Raw genomic sequence first — 15406 nt, forward strand, 5'->3', positions numbered from 1 at the left:
GTTGAGGGTGGTGGAGGGCGACGGACGTGAAGAGCTACGGCCAAAGGCCGACCGTTGAGGGTGGTGGAGGGCGACGGACGTGAAGAGCTACGGCCAAAGGCCGACCGTTGAGGGTGGTGGAGGGCGACGGGCGGGCCTGCGAGCACGCGGAGAACACGGACTACTTCTTCTTCTTGTCGTCGGCACCGCTGGTGTCGGTGGACAGGGCGGAGATGAAGGCCTCCTGAGGCACCTCGACCCGTCCGACCATCTTCATCCGCTTCTTGCCCTCCTTCTGCCTCTCCAGCAGCTTGCGCTTGCGGCTGATGTCGCCGCCGTAGCACTTGGCGAGCACGTCCTTGCGGATGGCGCGGATGTTCTCACGGGCGATCACCCGGGCGCCGATGGCCGCCTGGACGGGCACCTCGAACTGCTGCCGGGGGATGAGCTCGCGCAGCTTCTTGGTCATGGCCACGCCGTAGGAGTAGGCCTTGTCCTTGTGCACGATGGCGGAGAAGGCGTCCACGGCCTCGCCCTGGAGCAGGATGTCGACCTTGACCAGGTCGGACTGCTGCTCGCCGGTGGGCTCGTAGTCCATCGAGGCGTAGCCCTTGGTGCGGGACTTGAGGTTGTCGAAGAAGTCGAAGACGATCTCGGCCATGGGCATCACGTAGCGCATCTCCACGCGGTCCTCGGACAGGTAGTCCATGCCCTGGAGGTCGCCGCGCCGGTCCTGGCACAGCTCCATGATCTGGCCGATGTAGTCCGAGGGGCTGAGCAGCGTGGCCTTGACCATCGGCTCGTAGATCGCGGCGATCTTCCCCGCGGGGAACTCACTGGGGTTGGTCACCGTGTGCTCTTCGCCGTCCTCCATGTCCACGCGGTAGATCACGTTGGGCGCGGTGGAGATGAGGTCGAGGTTGAACTCGCGCTCCAGGCGGGCCCGGGTGATCTCCAGGTGGAGCAGGCCGAGGAAGCCGCAGCGGAAGCCGAAGCCCAGAGCGGCGGAGGTCTCCGGTTCGAACACCAGGGCGGCGTCGTTGAGCTGAAGCTTGTCCAGGGCGTCGCGCAGCACCGGGTAGTCGGTGCCCTCGAGCGGATACAGGCCCGAGAACACCATGGGCTTGGGTTCCTGGTAGCCCGGGAGCATCTCGGTGGCGGACTTGGCCAGGGTGGTGATGGTGTCACCGACCTTGGACTGGCGCACGTCCTTCACACCGGTGATGATGTAGCCGACCTCGCCCACGCCCAGACCGTCGCACTTGGTGGGTTCGGGCGAGCTGACCCCGATCTCCAGGATCTCGTGCGAGGCGCGGGTGGACATCATCTGGATGCGCTCACGCGAGCTGAGACTGCCGTCCACGACGCGGACGTAGGTGACCACGCCCCGGTAGGTGTCGTAGACCGAGTCGAAGATCATCGCGCGGGCGGGCGCGTCGGCGTCGCCGACGGGCGGCGGGAGCTGGTTGACGATCTCGTTGAGCAGCTCCTCGACGCCCGCACCGGTCTTGGCGCTGACCTTGAGCACGTCGGAGGGCTCACAGCCGATGATCCCGGCGAGCTCCTCGGCATACTTCTCCGGCTGCGCGGCCGGAAGGTCGATCTTGTTGAGCACCGGGATGATGGTGAGGTCGTTCTCCAGCGCCATGTACAGGTTGGCCAGGGTCTGCGCCTCGATGCCCTGCGCGGCGTCCACCAGCAGGATCGCGCCCTCACAGGCAGCCAGGGAGCGTGAGACCTCGTAGGTGAAGTCGACGTGGCCGGGGGTGTCGATGAGGTCGAGCGTGTAGGTGCGGTCGTCGAGCGCGGTGAAGGGGATGCGCACCGCCTGCGACTTGATGGTGATGCCGCGCTCGCGTTCGATGTCCATGCGGTCCAGGTACTGGGCGCGCATCTGGCGATCCTCGACGACCCCGGTGATCTGGAGCATCCGGTCGGCCAGCGTCGACTTGCCATGGTCGATGTGCGCGATGATGCAGAAGTTGCGGATCAGCGCGGGATCGGTCCAGTTCGGCTGTGCCACCGTGCTCCGTTCACAGGGTCGGGTCCGGGTCGTGTGCGCCTTGCGGCGGCACCGCTCCGCCGCGGAGTGGGTCCACGGCGTCGTCCATCATCCCACGGCGGCGGGGTCATCCTCCCCGGAGACGGCCGCGACCCGTGCGGCAGTATGGGGCACGGGCGTGGGACTCGTGTCCAGATTATGCGACCCGGAACCGGGAACGGCCCAGCTCGGGCGCGGGCGGCTCGGAGATGGGAGGAGCGAGCGGGTGAAGTGGCTGTTGAAACGGCTGTTGGCCGGACTGGCCGCGATCGCGGTCGTGGTGGTGGGGGCGGGGGCTCTGCTCGCCTACCAGTTCTCGGGGAAACCGGCCCCGTGGGCGGCCTCGCAGGGCGCGGACGCGGCCTGGGTGGGCTCGTGGGAGGACACCGCCGCCCTGGAGCGGGTGCTCGGCACCGGCGGGGTGGACACGGTGTACGTGTACGCGGGCGACATCGGCGCCGATGGCTCGGTCGAGCGTGTGGGGGACACCGGCACGCTGCTGTCCTGGCTGTCTGAGAAGCACCCGGACGTGCGCGCGCTGGCATGGCTGCGGCACGTTGAGAGCGGATCGTCGCTGATCCGGGACCGGTTCGACACGGGGGCCCGCGAGGTACTCGTCCCGGAGGTCGCCGAGGTGGCCGCGGACGGGTTCGCGGGGGTGCACCTGGAGATCCGGCCCGTGACGGTGAACGACCCGTCGGTCCCCACGCTGGTGTCGATGGTGCGCGAGGAGTTGGGCGAGGACCCGGTGCTGTCAGTGCAGTCCCACCATGTGGAGCTGGTGCCGGGCGGTCGGGTGCCGTCGTTCGTCATGGATCGCGAGGAGAAGTACTGGTCCAAGGGATACCTGGACCGGGTGGCCGAGTACGCGGACGAGGTGGTGCTGCCGGGCGTGGGCGCCGGGATGCCCGGGGACGCGCTGTACGGCGGGTTCATGGTCCGGCAGGTGACCGAGGCGGTGACCGCCCTGCGCGGGCACGAGGACGTGGCAGTGCGGTTCGGGCTGCCCGCGCACGGCGGCGGCGAGTGGGCGCCGGAAGGTGAGGACGAGTCGGTGGTGACCGCGCTGGCCGCTGTCCGGCTGGGGGTGACCGAGGCGGACCCGCCGGCGGGGATGACGCTGGGGGTGGCGTTCTATCTGGGTGACGAGGCCAGCAGGAAGGACGTGGCCGCCTACACGGCCGGGTGGCTGCTCTCCTGAGGGACGGCGGACGAGGTTTGAGCGGTGTTCCGCGTGAGGCATACTGAAGGTCCGTGTCTCGGACTTCCACGTTCGTAATTGAGCCCTGTGGACTCACACACACCCGGCGCCGGTACCCACGCCGGCCTCTCGCGGAACGGCTGCCCGCGAGCTGAGCCGCTGGCCCAACCGGCGCGATGATCAGATTAACTGGAGCACGTTTTCGCATGGCGAACATCAAGTCGCAGAAGAAGCGCATCCTTCAGAACGAGAAGGCTCGCGTCCGCAACCAGTCGGTGCGCTCTTCGCTGAAGACGGCCATCCGCAAGTTCCGCGAAGCTGCCGAGGCCGGGAACGTCGAGGAGGCCGTCACCGCGCAGCGCACCGCCGCGCGTGCCCTGGACAAGGCCTCCAGCAAGGGCGTCATTCACAAGAACCAGGCCGCGAACCGCAAGAGCGCGCTCGCCAAGCGTCTGCACGCGATGCAGTCCGCCTGAGACTGATCCTCCAAACCCCGGTCCGGTGCTCGTCACCAGGCCGGGGTTTTTGTCATCCCTGGTCAAAGGACTGGCACCGCAGGTTGTCCACAGCTTGAAACCAGCTGCTGACACAGCGTTCCCGGGTTTCTAACGTAGCCTTATGACCGCTCAGCGCCGTCCCCGGCGTCACTCCCCCGTGTCCGACCAGCAGGACCGACTCCGCGCTCTCACCTTGGACTCCTCGCCCGCCGCCCGGCGTCTGCGCGCGCGTATCCCCCGACCGCCCGTGGAACCCGCGCCGCCTCACGGCGGCGGCCCGTCGATCCCGAGCGCACCCTACGCCGTGGCCGCGCGGACCCCTTACCGGCCGCCGGGATCCGAGGGCACGCATCCCCGGGACCACGGCGCCCGGCCCCCGGGCGCGCTCTTCCGGGGCCGCGGCGTCCGACCTTCCGAAGCCGCCGCACGGGACCACTCGGTCCAGCACCCGGCCGGGGCCCGCGCCCGGCCCCACGGTGCCCGCCACACGCCCGGGAAGGCACGGGTGCCCCCGGACGCGTGGCCCGAGCGCGACCCCGACGACCTGGTGTCCGCGCCCTCGCTCCCCTCCACCGCGCCGGAGGCACCCGTACCGAAAGGGTCCGCACCGGAGAGGTCCGTACCGGAGGGGGCCCCGACCGCCGCGCGGAAGCCGGACGGGCCTGCCGGGGACGAGGTGTTCCAGGACGGAGCGGATGAGGTGGACGGGGCCGCCGACCCGGGCCCGTGGCGCGATCCGGCCGAAGGGCGGCACCGGCGCCGGGAGCCTCCCCCGTCGGGGTACACGGAATTCGCCCCCGAGCCACCCGGCTCGCTCCTGGAACGGTGGTCCAAGCGGTGGGCGCCCAACGCGGCGCTCTCCCGCCGGGCGGTGATCGCCCTGTTCGTACTGGGTGCGCTGACCGTCGCTCTGGTGCTGGCGCTGCACGACCGGCCGACCACGGTGTCCGCGCCGGAGATGGCCACCAGGGCCGCGTCCACCAGTCACCCGGCCGCGGACGGCGCCGCCGCGGAGACGGAGGAGGGCCCCTCGGGGCCGGAGACCGCCGCGGCGGAGGCGGACATGGTCGTGCACGTGGGCGGCGAGGTGGAGGCCCCGGGCCTGTACACGCTGCCCCCGGGATCGCGGGTCGCCGACGCGGTGGAAGAGGCCGGCGGCGCGCTGCCGGACGCGGACCTCGATCTACTCAACCTGGCGCGTCCGCTGGTCGACGGCGAGCGGGTCCTGGTGGGCGTTCCCCCCGCCCCGGGCGGGACCGGGGCCGGGCCGCAGGGGGTCGGCGGACCGGTGGACGTCAACCAGGCCGACAAGGCGCTGTTGGAGACCCTGCCGGGCATCGGCCCGGTGATCGCCGACAACATCATCGCCCACCGGGAGGAGCACGGCCCCTTCGCCAGCGTCGACGAGCTCGTCAACGTGAGCAAGATCGGCGAGAAGGTGCTCGACAGCCTCGAACCCCACGTCACGGTGGGGTGACCGGACCGTGGTGACGTGGCTGGGCACGGACGCCTACGGGCTGGACCGGCCACCCGACCTCCGGCTCCTGATACCGGCGGTGGCGGCCTGGCTCACCGCGCTGGGAGCGCTCGCGGTGTCGCCGTGGACGGCCTGGGGACTCGCTGGGGCGGCGGGGTGCGCCGCGGTCGGTCTGTTCGCGGCGGCGCGTCCGCCGCTGGAGGCGGTGGCGCTCACCGTCGTGGCGTCGTTTGCCTGCGCGGCCACGGTGGCGGCGGTGACCGGTGTCCACGTGTACCGGGTGGCCGAAAGCGCGGCCCAGGAAGCGTCGGAGCACCGGCGCGAAACGGAGTTCGAGGCGGTGGTGACCGCCGACCCGGTACCGCGGGCGGGAACGCCCCGGCCAGGACGGGCGGAGTGGGTAATCGGGGCCAGTACCTCGTGGGTGCGGGCCCGGGACGGGGTCCGGGCCTCGCGTGCGCCGGTGGTGGTCCTGGCGTCGGGCGAGGGCTGGCACGACCTGCTGCCCGGCCAGTCCTTCCGGGCGCGGGGCGTCTTCCTGGGCGCGGAGGACGAACCGCTCACCGCCGCGCTGGTGCTGGTACGCGGACCGCCCGAGGAGGTGAGCGGGCCCGGACGGCCCCAGGCCCTCGCCGGGCAGGTCCGGGCACGGCTGCGCGATGCCGCCTCCGTGCTGGCACAACCCGAACGCGGGCTCCTTCCCGCACTGATCGTTGGCGACGTGTCCCTGGTGCCGCCGGAGACCGCCGAGGACTTCCGGGCGACCGGGATGACGCACCTGCTGACCGTCAGCGGGGCCAACCTGGCCGTCCTGACGGGTCTCGTGCTGGCGACGGCCCGGATGGTGCGGGCTCCCCCGTGGTGTTCGGTGGTGGGCGGCGCGGCGATGATCTGGGTGTTCGTCCTGGTGTGCCGACCGGAGCCGAGTGTGGTGCGTGCCGCGTTCATGGGATCGCTGGGACTGCTGGCCCTGGCCACCGGACGTACCCATGCGGCGCTCGGCGCGCTGAGCGTCACCGTGGTCGGGACGCTGTTCGTCGCCCCGGGGCTGGCCGCCTCCTTCGGGTTCGCGCTGTCGGTGCTGGCGACCGCGGGCATCCTGCTGCTGGTGCCGCCGTGGACACGGGCGTGGTCGGAGTACCTGCCGCGCCCGGTCGCGGAGGCGTTCGCGGTGGCGGTGGCCGCCCAGGTGGCGGTCTCCCCCGTGCTGGTGCTGCTGTCGGGCGAACTGTCGTGGGTGGCGGTCCCGGCGAACGTACTGGCCGCCCCGGTGGTCGCGTTGGTGACCGTGGCGGGATCGGCGGTGGCGGCCCTGGCCGCGGTGTGGCCGGACGCGGCGGCGGTGGCGGCGCGCCTTCCCGGCCTGGGGGTGTCATGGATCGCGGCGGTGGCCCAGGCCGGTGCCCGGGTCCCCCACAGCGCGTTGTCGTGGCGCTCCGATGTGGTGGGGGGCCTGTTCCTCGCCGCCGTGCTGGCGGCGCTGGTGCTCACGCACGGGCGGATCCGCCGGGTGGTCGCCGCCTTGGTGGTGACCGTGCTGGTCCTGGCCCTGGCCGCCCGGTGCCTGCCGGGCGGCTGGCCCCCGCCGAGATGGGCGCTGGTGGCGTGCGACGTCGGCCAGGGCAACGCGTTCGTGCTGTCGGCGGGCCCGGGGGCGGCGATCGTCTCCGACACCGGGGAGGACCCGGAGGCTGTCGACGCCTGTCTGGGGCGTCTGGGGGTGGTCGAGGTCCCGTTGCTGGTCCTGAGCCACGACCACGCAGACCATGTGGACGGTACTCCCGGGGTTCTGCGGCATCGGCGGGTGCACACGGCGCTGGCTCCGCCGGGGTTCGGCGAAAGCGCCACCGGACGTCTGCTCGCCGGCGCCGGTGTGGAGCTGCTGGAGGCCGGGCGCGGCCAGCAGCTGCGGGTGGGACCGTGGCTGCTGCGCGTGCTGTGGCCGAAGGCGGGGTTCTCGGGTTCGGTGAACGACGCCTCGGTGGTGGCACGGGCGGACGGGGCGGCCCTGTCGGTGCTGCTGACCGGCGACATCGAGGAGGAGGCGCAGCGCAGACTGCTGGAGGGGGCGGACGCGGACCTGTTGCCGGTGACCGTGCTGGCCGTTCCGCACCACGGGGCGGGCACCCAGGAACCATCCTTCCTGGAAGCGGCGGATCCGGTGGTGTCGGTGACCTCGGTCGGCGCGGACAACCCCTACGGGCATCCCGCGCCCTTCACCTGGAGGGTGCTGGAACGGGTGGCGCGGGTAAACCTGCGCACCGACCGGGACGGGGACGTGGCCGTGCTGGAGGGCGACGGCTCCGGTCCGGGCACGGCCGTGGTGCGCGGCCCCGATCCCGCGCGGTAGGACGTGTCCGGCGGTCGCCTCCTGTGCGTCCGGCTGGTCGGTGGGACGTGGCATGCTCTGTTGTATGCCTGCACCCGCCCTGCTCACGATCATCGTCGGGGACGAGGAACTCCTCGTCGACCGGGCCGTCGCCGCCATCGTCGCGGAGGTCCGCGAGACCGACCCCGAGGTGGACGTCCACGACCTGGTGCCCGCCCAGATAGGGATGTCCACGCTCGTCGAGGTCACCTCGCCCTCGTTGTTCGGCGACCGGCGGGTGGTGGTGCTGCGCTCGTCCCAGGACCTGACCAAGGATCTGGCGGCGACCGTCACCGACTACCTCAAGGACCCCGCCGACGACGTCAACCTCGTGCTCACGCACGCGGGCGGAAACAAGGGCAAGGCGCTGCTACAGGCGGCGGCCAAGGCGGGTGCCCAGCGGGTGGACTGCAAAGGACCGAGCAAGCCCGCCGAGCGGGTGTCCTTCGTCAAGGGCGAGTTCTCCCGAGCCGGACGCCAGATCACCGCCGACGCCGCACAGGCGCTGGTGGACTCGGTCGGCAGCGAGCTGCGCGAGCTCGCCGCGGCCTGTACCCAGCTGGTCGCCGACACCGGGGGCCGGGTGGACGCCGCGGCGGTGGCCCGCTACCACTCCGGCAAAGCGGAGGCCTCCGGGTTCACGGTGGCCGACCGCGCGGTGGAGGGCCGCCTGCCCGAGGCGCTGGAGCAGCTGCGCTGGTCGCTGGCCGTGGGTACCGCCCCGGTGCTGATCAACAGCGCCCTGGCCGGCGCGGTGCGCGGGATCGCCGTGGCGGCCCAGCCGCCGCGCGGCACCTCTGAGGCGGATCTGGCCAAGCGGGCCAAGGTGCCGCCGTGGAAGCTGCGCACCCTGCGCCAGCAGGCCCGGGGGTGGAGCCCGGCGGGGGTCACCCGGGCCATGGCGGTGGTCGCCGAGACCGACGCGCTCATCAAGGGTGCCGGACGCGACCCCGAGTACGCGCTGGAGCGCGCCGTGATCGAGATCGCCCGGGCGCGCGGCAGGCGCTGAGAGCGGCCTCCGGGCGTCGGCACAGCGGTCCCTCAGCGGATGGTTCTGCCGCCCTGCCACACACGCAGGGTGTTCAGTCCCATCGACCAGGCGAACGCGCCCTCGTGGTCGGCGTCCCACTGGACCAGATCGGCCAGGCTGCCGGGCGCGAGCACGCCGCGGTCGCCCAGCCCCAGAGCTCGTGCGCTGCCCACTGTGGCGGCGTGCAGTGCCTCCTGGACGGTCATCTCGAACATGGAGGTGGCCAACGAGATCACCAGCGGCATCGACATCGTCCCGGACTGGCCGGGGTTGTGGTCGGTGCCCAGGCCGATCGGCACCCCGTGGTCGAGCAGGGCCCGCACCGGCGGGGTGCGGCGCTCGTGCAGCGAGGTGGTCGGGCAGGCCACCACCGGTGTGCGGGTGGCGGCCAGTGCCAGGACGTCGTCCTCGTCGGTCTCGTGCAACAGGTCCACCGACGAGCAGCCCATCTCGGTGGCCATGCGCACGGCACCGTGCCGGGGCCGGGAACAGGCGTGCAGTGTGGTGCGCAACCCCGCCGACTGTCCCACGCCCAGCAGCATGTGGGCGTCCTCGGTGGTGAACTGCTGGTTGTCGCAGTACACGTCCACGCCGTCGGCACCGGCCAGGGCGGCGTCGTTGAGCCAGGAGGCCGCGGTGGCGACGTACTCCTGGGGACGTCCGAAGAACTCGGGTGGCACCCCGTGCGCGGGGAAGAAGGTGACGTGCAGGCGCGGCATGCCCGGCTCCTCCTCCAGGGAGCGCAGCAGGCGCACGTCGGCCAGCTCCCCGTCCCTGGTCAGGTGGTAGCCGGTCTTGGCCTCCACCGTGGTGGTGCCGGTCAGCACCCAGTGCCGGAGCCGCTCACGGACCGCGTTGCACAAGGTCCAGGGGTCGGTGCCCCGGGTGATGGTCACGGTCGTGGAGACACCGCCGCCCGCCGCGAAGATGTCCCCCTTGGACGCGCCCTTGGCCCACATGTTGACCTCGGCGTAGCGGTCGCCCGCGTACACCGGGTGGCAGTGGGCATCGACCAGCCCGGGGGTGATCATGCCGCCGTCGATGTTGACGACGTCGTCGACGTCAGTGAGGTCCTCCACCACGCCCGGGACGCGCTGGGGCAACTCGGCGGCGGGGCCCGCCCAGGCCACGCGATCGTCGTGGATCAGGAGCGCGGCGTTGGTGAGCAGCTCGTTCCCGGTCCACAGCCGTCCGATGTTGCTGAGGAGTACTACCGCCATGGGATCGCCCGTCCTCGCCGGTCAGATCCGCCACTGTGGCCGGGGAGCACGGTCGTGGGACACACGGGCGGACATAGCGACCTCGTATCTGGAGCGGTCCGACAGAGCCGGTGGGGGCGACCGGGCAGTCGCCGCGGTGCCGGGCAGTGGGGGAGTCTCGGCTGTCTCGGACAGCCGCCACTGGCGGCCAGTGCTCCAAAACCGTAGTCCATCCGCGGACTCCGTGTACACCTCCCGCCGAAGCCGAAAGCGAATGTCTCGGGGCAAAAATCGCGAGTACGCAGCGTAGCGAGCGCGACGAACCCCAGCTTCGGGACGTGGCTTCATTCGGGCGACACGCACGTGACACGCCTGTGCCACCGGGCCCCGGACACGGGAGGGCCGGGGCACCCCTCGTGGGGCGCCCCGGCCCTCAGCCGTCACGGTGCGTGGTGTGTCGCGCGGCCCTCAGACCGTGCTGGGCGTGTACTCGTCGAGCTTGGCGGCGAGCAGTTCGGGGACGAAGGCATGGATCGCCGTGCCCTCGCCGGTGTGCTCCTCGCTGAGGATGCGCCCCTCCTCGTACACCCGGGCGACGAGGTCTCCCCGCGAGTACGGAACGAGCACGCGTACCTCGTGTGCCAGCTCGGGCAGCGCGTCGGCCAGCGCCGTCACCAGTTCGGGCACGCCCTCCCCGGTGCGGGCCGAGACCTCGACCATGTCCGGGTAGCGGGTGCGCAGCGTCCTGAGCACGTCGGGGTCGGCGGCGTCCACCTTGTTGACCACGATGAGCTCGGGCACGTCGGCGGCGTGGATGTCGGCGAACACCTCGCGGACCGCGCTGATCTGGCTCTCGGGGTCGGGGTGGGACCCGTCGATCACGTGCAGGACCAGGTCGGAGTCGGCGACCTCCTCCAGGGTGGAGCGGAAAGCCTCCACCAGCTGGTGCGGCAGGTGCCGGACGAAGCCGACGGTGTCGCTGAGCGTGAATCCACGGCCGTCGGGCGTGCGTGCCTGGCGGACGGTCGGGTCCAGGGTGGCGAACAGGGCGTTCTCCACCAGGACGCCGGCGCCGGTGAGCCGGTTGAGCAGGCTCGACTTGCCCGCGTTGGTGTAGCCGGCGATGGCCACGGACGGCACCTCGCGGGTGCGTCGGACGTCGCGCTTGACATCGCGTGCGGTACGCATGTGGGCGAGCTGGCGGCGCAGCTTGGCCATCTTGTCGTTGATACGGCGGCGGTCCGTCTCGATCTTGGTCTCACCGGGACCGCGCAGACCCACGCCACCGCCCGCGCTGCCGCCGCCGGAACCGCCCGCCTGCCTGGACAGGGAGTCACCCCAGCCCCGCAGCCGCGGCAGCAGGTAGCTGAGCTGGGCGAGTTCGACCTGGGCCTTACCCTCGCTGCTGCGAGCGTGTTGGGCGAAGATGTCCAGGATCAGGGCGGTGCGGTCGATCACCTTGACCTTGACCACGTCCTCCAGCTGGCGCAGCTGGCCCGGGGTGAGCTCCCCGTCGCACACCACGGTGTCGGCGCCGGTGGCCTCCACGATGTCGTGCAGCTCGGCGGCCTTGCCCTTGCCGACGTAGGTGGCGGGGTCGGGCTTGGAACGGCGCTGGGTGAGGCCTTCGAGAACGAGGGCGCCCGCGGTCTCGGACAGGGCCGCCAGTTCGACGAGCGAGTTGTCGGCTTCGGCCTGGGTCCCGGTGGTCCACACACCGATGAGGACGACGCGCTCCAGCCGCAGGGACCGGTACTCGACCTCGGTGACGTCGGTGAGCTCGGTGGAGAGCCCTTGCACTCGGCGCAGCGCGTGGCGCTCCGCGAGTTCCATCTCGCCCTGGTCGGGGGCGTTGTTCGGGTCTTCGTAGCGGTTACCGCCGGCGCCTTGGGCCTCGCGGGACGCGTCGGTTGCGTTGACCCCGTCCCCGACGGTGATCGCCTCGCGGAACGCGTCCTCGGCCTCGTGGCCGGGTCGGACGCTTCCGCGGGTGTCAGCTGTATTCATATCCCTCCAGGTGGGTCAACGTGATCACCGCCGTGATTCTTCCCGTGGCCGGGCCGTGGCGGGTGCCCTGTCGATGGTGACACCTCGTCTCCGCCGGGGCACCTGAATTATTGCAGGGCGCTCGCGGCGGGGCACAGCACCGCACGCGGGGCGGGGCCGCATCGCTGTTGGCCAAGGGTGCCGAAACTTCGGCGGAGAAGTTTTTGCGACCTTCTCATCGCGGGAAACTTCTCGGTCACGTGAGACACGCGCGACGTTGACCGCCCGCCGACCAGGGCGGTAGCTTCGTTTTCCACATACCAGAAGCTTATTTCGTATTGCGGAAGGTTTTTCATGGGCGCCACGCACGGGGTCGAGATCACCGGCCCCCTCCACGAACGGTTCGACGAGATCCTCACAGAGGACGCCCTCGCTCTCGTCGCCGAACTACACCGCACCTTCGAGGGGCGCCGCCAGGAGCTCCTCGCCGCCCGGGTCGCCCGACAGGAGCAGATCTCGGCCGGGACCGACCTCGACTTCCTCCCCGAGACCAAGCACGTCCGCGAGGACGACAGCTGGCGGGTCGCCCCTCCCGCCCCCGGCATCACGGACCGACGGGTCGAGATCACCGGCCCCACCGACCGCAAGATGACCATCAACGCGCTCAACTCCGGCGCCAAGGTGTGGCTGGCCGACTTCGAGGACGCCAACACCCCGCTGTGGGAGAACATGGTCGGCGGGCATCTCAACCTGCGCGACGCGCTCGACCGCAAGATCGACTTCACCTCTCCCCAGGGCAAGACCTACTCGCTGAAGGAGGACGGGGAGCTCGCCAGCATCGTCGTGCGCCCGCGCGGCTGGCACCTGGACGAGAAGCACATCCTCGTGGACGGCCAGCGCGCCAGTGGCGGCATCGTCGACTTCGCGCTCTACTTCTTCCACTGCGCCCAGCGCCAGATCGACAAGGGCAGGGGCCCCTACTTCTACCTGCCCAAGATGGAGAGCCACCTCGAGGCACGCCTGTGGAACGAGGTCTTCGTCCTGGCCCAGGAGCGCCTGGGGATCCCGCGCGGCACCATCCGCGCCACCTGCCTGATCGAGACCATCCCGGCCGCGTTCGAGATGGAGGAGATCCTCTACGAGCTGCGCGAGCACTCCGCCGGGCTCAACGCCGGCCGCTGGGACTACCTGTTCAGCATCATCAAGACCCACCGCACCCGTGGCCGCGGCTTCCTGCTGCCCGAGCGCAACGCCGTCACCATGACCGCGCCGATGATGCGCGCCTACACCGAACTGCTGGTCAAGACCTGCCACAAGCGCGGTGCGCACGCCATCGGCGGCATGGCGGCCTTCATCCCCTCCCGCAGGGACGAGGATGTCAACAAGACCGCCTTCGCCAAGGTCCGCGACGACAAGTCCCGCGAGTCCGGTGACGGCTTCGACGGCTCCTGGGTCGCCCACCCCGACCTGGTCCCGGTCGCCATGGAGATCTTCGACGGCGTCCTGGGCGAGCGCCCGAACCAGCTCGACAAGCAGCGTCCCGACGTGGAGGTCTCCGCGGCCGACCTGCTCGCCGTCGACAGGACCCCGGGCGGCGTCACCCTCGCCGGCCTGCGCGGCAACATCAACGTCGCCCTCCAGTACCTGGCGTCGTGGATGGGCGGCAACGGCGCGGTGGCCATCCACAACCTGATGGAGGACGCCGCGACCGCCGAGATCTCGCGTTCCCAGATCTGGCAGTGGCTGCACAACGACATCACCCTCGACGACGGTCCCAAGGTCACCGGCGACCTGGTCAAGCAGATCATCGACGAGGAGCTGGCGGCCATCCGAGAGGCTCTGGGCGAGAGCTTCGACGAGGATCTGTTCAGCCAGGCCACCGAGCTGTTCACCGAGGTCGCCCTCGCCGACGACTACGTCGACTTCCTGACGCTGCCCGCCTACGAGCGCATGCCGTAATTTCGGCGCAGATTTCATAAAACGGAAGACGGCTTCCACCGCACCCCTTGCCCCGGCAGGGGGTGCGGTCGTACTTTCACCTTGCGAGGTCGCAACCGGTACGGGCGGAACCAGCCCCGTCGACGCCGGTGGAACCGGGAGGCGCCCATGTCCGAGACCGCGTCCGCGGCGAAGCCTCAGGCCAGTGCGGCCGCGCTCGTCCCGCCGCTGCGCCGGATCTGCGGTGAGGACGGCGTCCTCACCGACACCGCCCAGCGCCGCACCTACGAGAGCGACGGCCTCACCCACCACCGCGCGGTTCCCGGCGTCGTCGCGCTGCCCACCACCGCTGACCAGGTCGCCGCCGTCGTGCGCCTGTGCGCCGAGAACGGCGTGCCCTTCGTTCCCCGCGGCGCGGGCACCGGCCTGTCGGCGGGAGCGCTCCCCCACGCCGAGGGCGTCCTGCTCGTCACCTCGCGCATGCGCCGCGTCCTGGAGGTCGACGTCGAGAACGAGTGCGCCGTCGTCGAGCCCGGGGTGGCCAACATCGACGTCACCCGCGCCGCCATGCCGCATGGCTACTACTACGCTCCCGACCCCTCCAGCCAGCAGGTGTGCTCCGTGGGCGGCAACGTCGCCGAGAACTCCGGCGGCGCCCACTGCCTCAAGTACGGGTTCACCGTCAACCACGTGCGCGGCCTGGACATCGTCACCCCCTCCGGTGAGCTGGTGAGCCTGGGCGGCAAGAGCCCCGGCGCGCACGGCTACGACCTCATCGGGGCCTTCACCGGCTCCGAGGGCACCCTGGGCGTGGCCACCCGCGTCACCGTCGGCCTCACCCGGTCGCCGGAGCGGACCGTCACCCTGCTCTCCGCGTTCACCTCGATGGACGCGGGCGGACGGGCGGTCAGCTCGATCATCGCCGCCGGGGTGCTGCCCTCGGCCGTCGAGATGATGGACGCGCTGGCCATCGAGGCCGCCGAGAGGGCCGTGGCCTGCGACTACCCCGGGGGGGCCGCGGCCGTGTTGGTCGTGGAGCTGGACGGGCCCGCCGCCGAGGTCGACGCCCAGCTCGCCGAGGTCACCCGGCTGTGCGCGGAGGCGGGCGCCTTCGAGACCCGCACCGCCAGCGGAGCCGACGAGCGCGCCCGTATCTGGAAGGGGCGCAAGTCGGCCTTCGCCGCCGTCGGCCGGATCAGCCCCGCCTACATCGTCCAGGACGGCGTCGTCCCACGCACCGCCCTGCCCGAGGTACTGCGCCGCATCACCGAACTGTCGGCCGCCAGCGGTATCCGCGTCGCCAACGTCTTCCACGCCGGGGACGGCAACCTGCACCCGCTCGTGCTGTTCGACGACGCCGAGCCCGGTGCGGGGGAACGGGCCGAGGAGGTCTCCGGTGCCATCTTGGACCTGTGCGTCGAACACGGCGGGTCCATCACCGGCGAGCACGGCGTGGGAGTGGACAAGGCGTGCAAGATGCCGCGCATGTACGGCCCCGACGACCTGGCCACCTTCGACCTGTTCCGCCGGGCCCTGGACCCGGGCGGGATCGCCAACCCGGACAAACTGCTGCCCACCCCTCGGCTGTGCGGTGAGCGGCCCGGGGTACGCAAGGGCGTGCACCCGTTGGTGGAGTCGGGAGAGGCCGAGCAGTTCTGAACACCGAGGCGCCGCAGGACAGGACACGAGA

At 71.3% G+C, this 15406-nt stretch carries 10 protein-coding genes; 7 read left to right on the forward strand and 3 right to left on the reverse strand.

From position 1 onward, the window contains the following. Positions 1 to 160 precede the first annotated feature (160 nt). The gene (gene lepA / locus AC0T5L_RS06535) at positions 161 to 2002 is read right to left on the reverse strand and encodes a translation elongation factor 4 (RefSeq protein WP_476164472.1); all 1842 of its coding nucleotides are present in this window, start codon (positions 2000 to 2002) and stop codon (positions 161 to 163) included. A 244-nt stretch (positions 2003 to 2246) separates the two neighbouring features. Between lepA and AC0T5L_RS06540 the strand changes: the two genes are divergently transcribed. From AC0T5L_RS06540 to holA, 5 genes are all read left to right on the forward strand, one after another. Beyond that, positions 2247 to 3221 carry a hypothetical protein gene (locus tag AC0T5L_RS06540; RefSeq protein ID WP_476164473.1) on the forward strand — a complete coding sequence of 325 codons (975 nt, stop codon included), beginning with the start codon at positions 2247 to 2249 and terminating at the stop codon, positions 3219 to 3221. Positions 3222 to 3427: 206 nt separating this feature from the next. Beyond that, positions 3428 to 3697 (forward strand): 30S ribosomal protein S20, encoded by a 270-nt coding sequence (gene rpsT / locus AC0T5L_RS06545; RefSeq protein ID WP_476164474.1) that lies wholly within the window; start codon positions 3428 to 3430, stop codon positions 3695 to 3697. 526 nt (positions 3698 to 4223) lie between these two features. Further along, entirely contained in the window at positions 4224 to 5195 is a 972-nt protein-coding gene (locus AC0T5L_RS06550; protein ID WP_476164475.1) for a helix-hairpin-helix domain-containing protein, read from the forward strand. A 7-nt stretch (positions 5196 to 5202) separates the two neighbouring features. After that, positions 5203 to 7545 carry a ComEC/Rec2 family competence protein gene (locus AC0T5L_RS06555; protein WP_476164476.1) on the forward strand — a complete coding sequence of 781 codons (2343 nt, stop codon included), beginning with the start codon at positions 5203 to 5205 and terminating at the stop codon, positions 7543 to 7545. Positions 7546 to 7609: 64 nt separating this feature from the next. Further along, a complete protein-coding gene (gene holA / locus AC0T5L_RS06560; RefSeq protein ID WP_476164477.1) occupies positions 7610 to 8572 on the forward strand; it encodes a DNA polymerase III subunit delta in 963 nt (320 codons plus the stop codon). A 32-nt stretch (positions 8573 to 8604) separates the two neighbouring features. Here holA and AC0T5L_RS06565 read toward each other — a convergent pair whose 3' ends face one another. Beyond that, the gene (locus tag AC0T5L_RS06565; protein WP_476164478.1) at positions 8605 to 9813 is read right to left on the reverse strand and encodes an amidohydrolase family protein; all 1209 of its coding nucleotides are present in this window, start codon (positions 9811 to 9813) and stop codon (positions 8605 to 8607) included. Between the two features lie 447 nt (positions 9814 to 10260). Next, positions 10261 to 11799: a GTPase HflX gene (hflX, locus tag AC0T5L_RS06570; RefSeq protein ID WP_476164479.1), complete on the reverse strand. Its 1539-nt coding sequence runs from the start codon at positions 11797 to 11799 to the stop codon at positions 10261 to 10263. Positions 11800 to 12132: 333 nt separating this feature from the next. Here hflX and aceB point away from each other — a divergent pair, with 333 nt between their 5' ends. Together aceB and AC0T5L_RS06580 are read left to right on the forward strand one after the other, a co-directional pair. Further along, on the forward strand, positions 12133 to 13737 hold the full coding sequence (gene aceB, locus AC0T5L_RS06575; protein ID WP_476164480.1) for a malate synthase A: 1605 nt from the start codon (positions 12133 to 12135) through the stop codon (positions 13735 to 13737). Between the two features lie 147 nt (positions 13738 to 13884). Continuing rightward, positions 13885 to 15375 carry an FAD-linked oxidase C-terminal domain-containing protein gene (locus tag AC0T5L_RS06580; RefSeq protein ID WP_476164481.1) on the forward strand — a complete coding sequence of 497 codons (1491 nt, stop codon included), beginning with the start codon at positions 13885 to 13887 and terminating at the stop codon, positions 15373 to 15375. Positions 15376 to 15406: the final 31 nt, after the last annotated feature.

This window comes from Nocardiopsis sp. TRM 82005 (assembly GCF_056312425.1).

Excerpts from the sequence above, each read along its gene's own strand:
- rpsT (WP_476164474.1), top strand. The coding sequence starts at position 3,428 with ATGGCGAACATCAAGTCGCAGAAGAAGCGCATCCTTCAGAACGAGAAG.
- holA (WP_476164477.1), top strand. The coding sequence starts at position 7,610 with ATGCCTGCACCCGCCCTGCTCACGATCATCGTCGGGGACGAGGAACTC.
- AC0T5L_RS06565 (WP_476164478.1), bottom strand. The coding sequence starts at position 9,813 with ATGGCGGTAGTACTCCTCAGCAACATCGGACGGCTGTGGACCGGGAAC.
- hflX (WP_476164479.1), bottom strand. The coding sequence starts at position 11,799 with ATGAATACAGCTGACACCCGCGGAAGCGTCCGACCCGGCCACGAGGCC.
- aceB (WP_476164480.1), top strand. The coding sequence starts at position 12,133 with ATGGGCGCCACGCACGGGGTCGAGATCACCGGCCCCCTCCACGAACGG.
- AC0T5L_RS06580 (WP_476164481.1), top strand. The coding sequence starts at position 13,885 with ATGTCCGAGACCGCGTCCGCGGCGAAGCCTCAGGCCAGTGCGGCCGCG.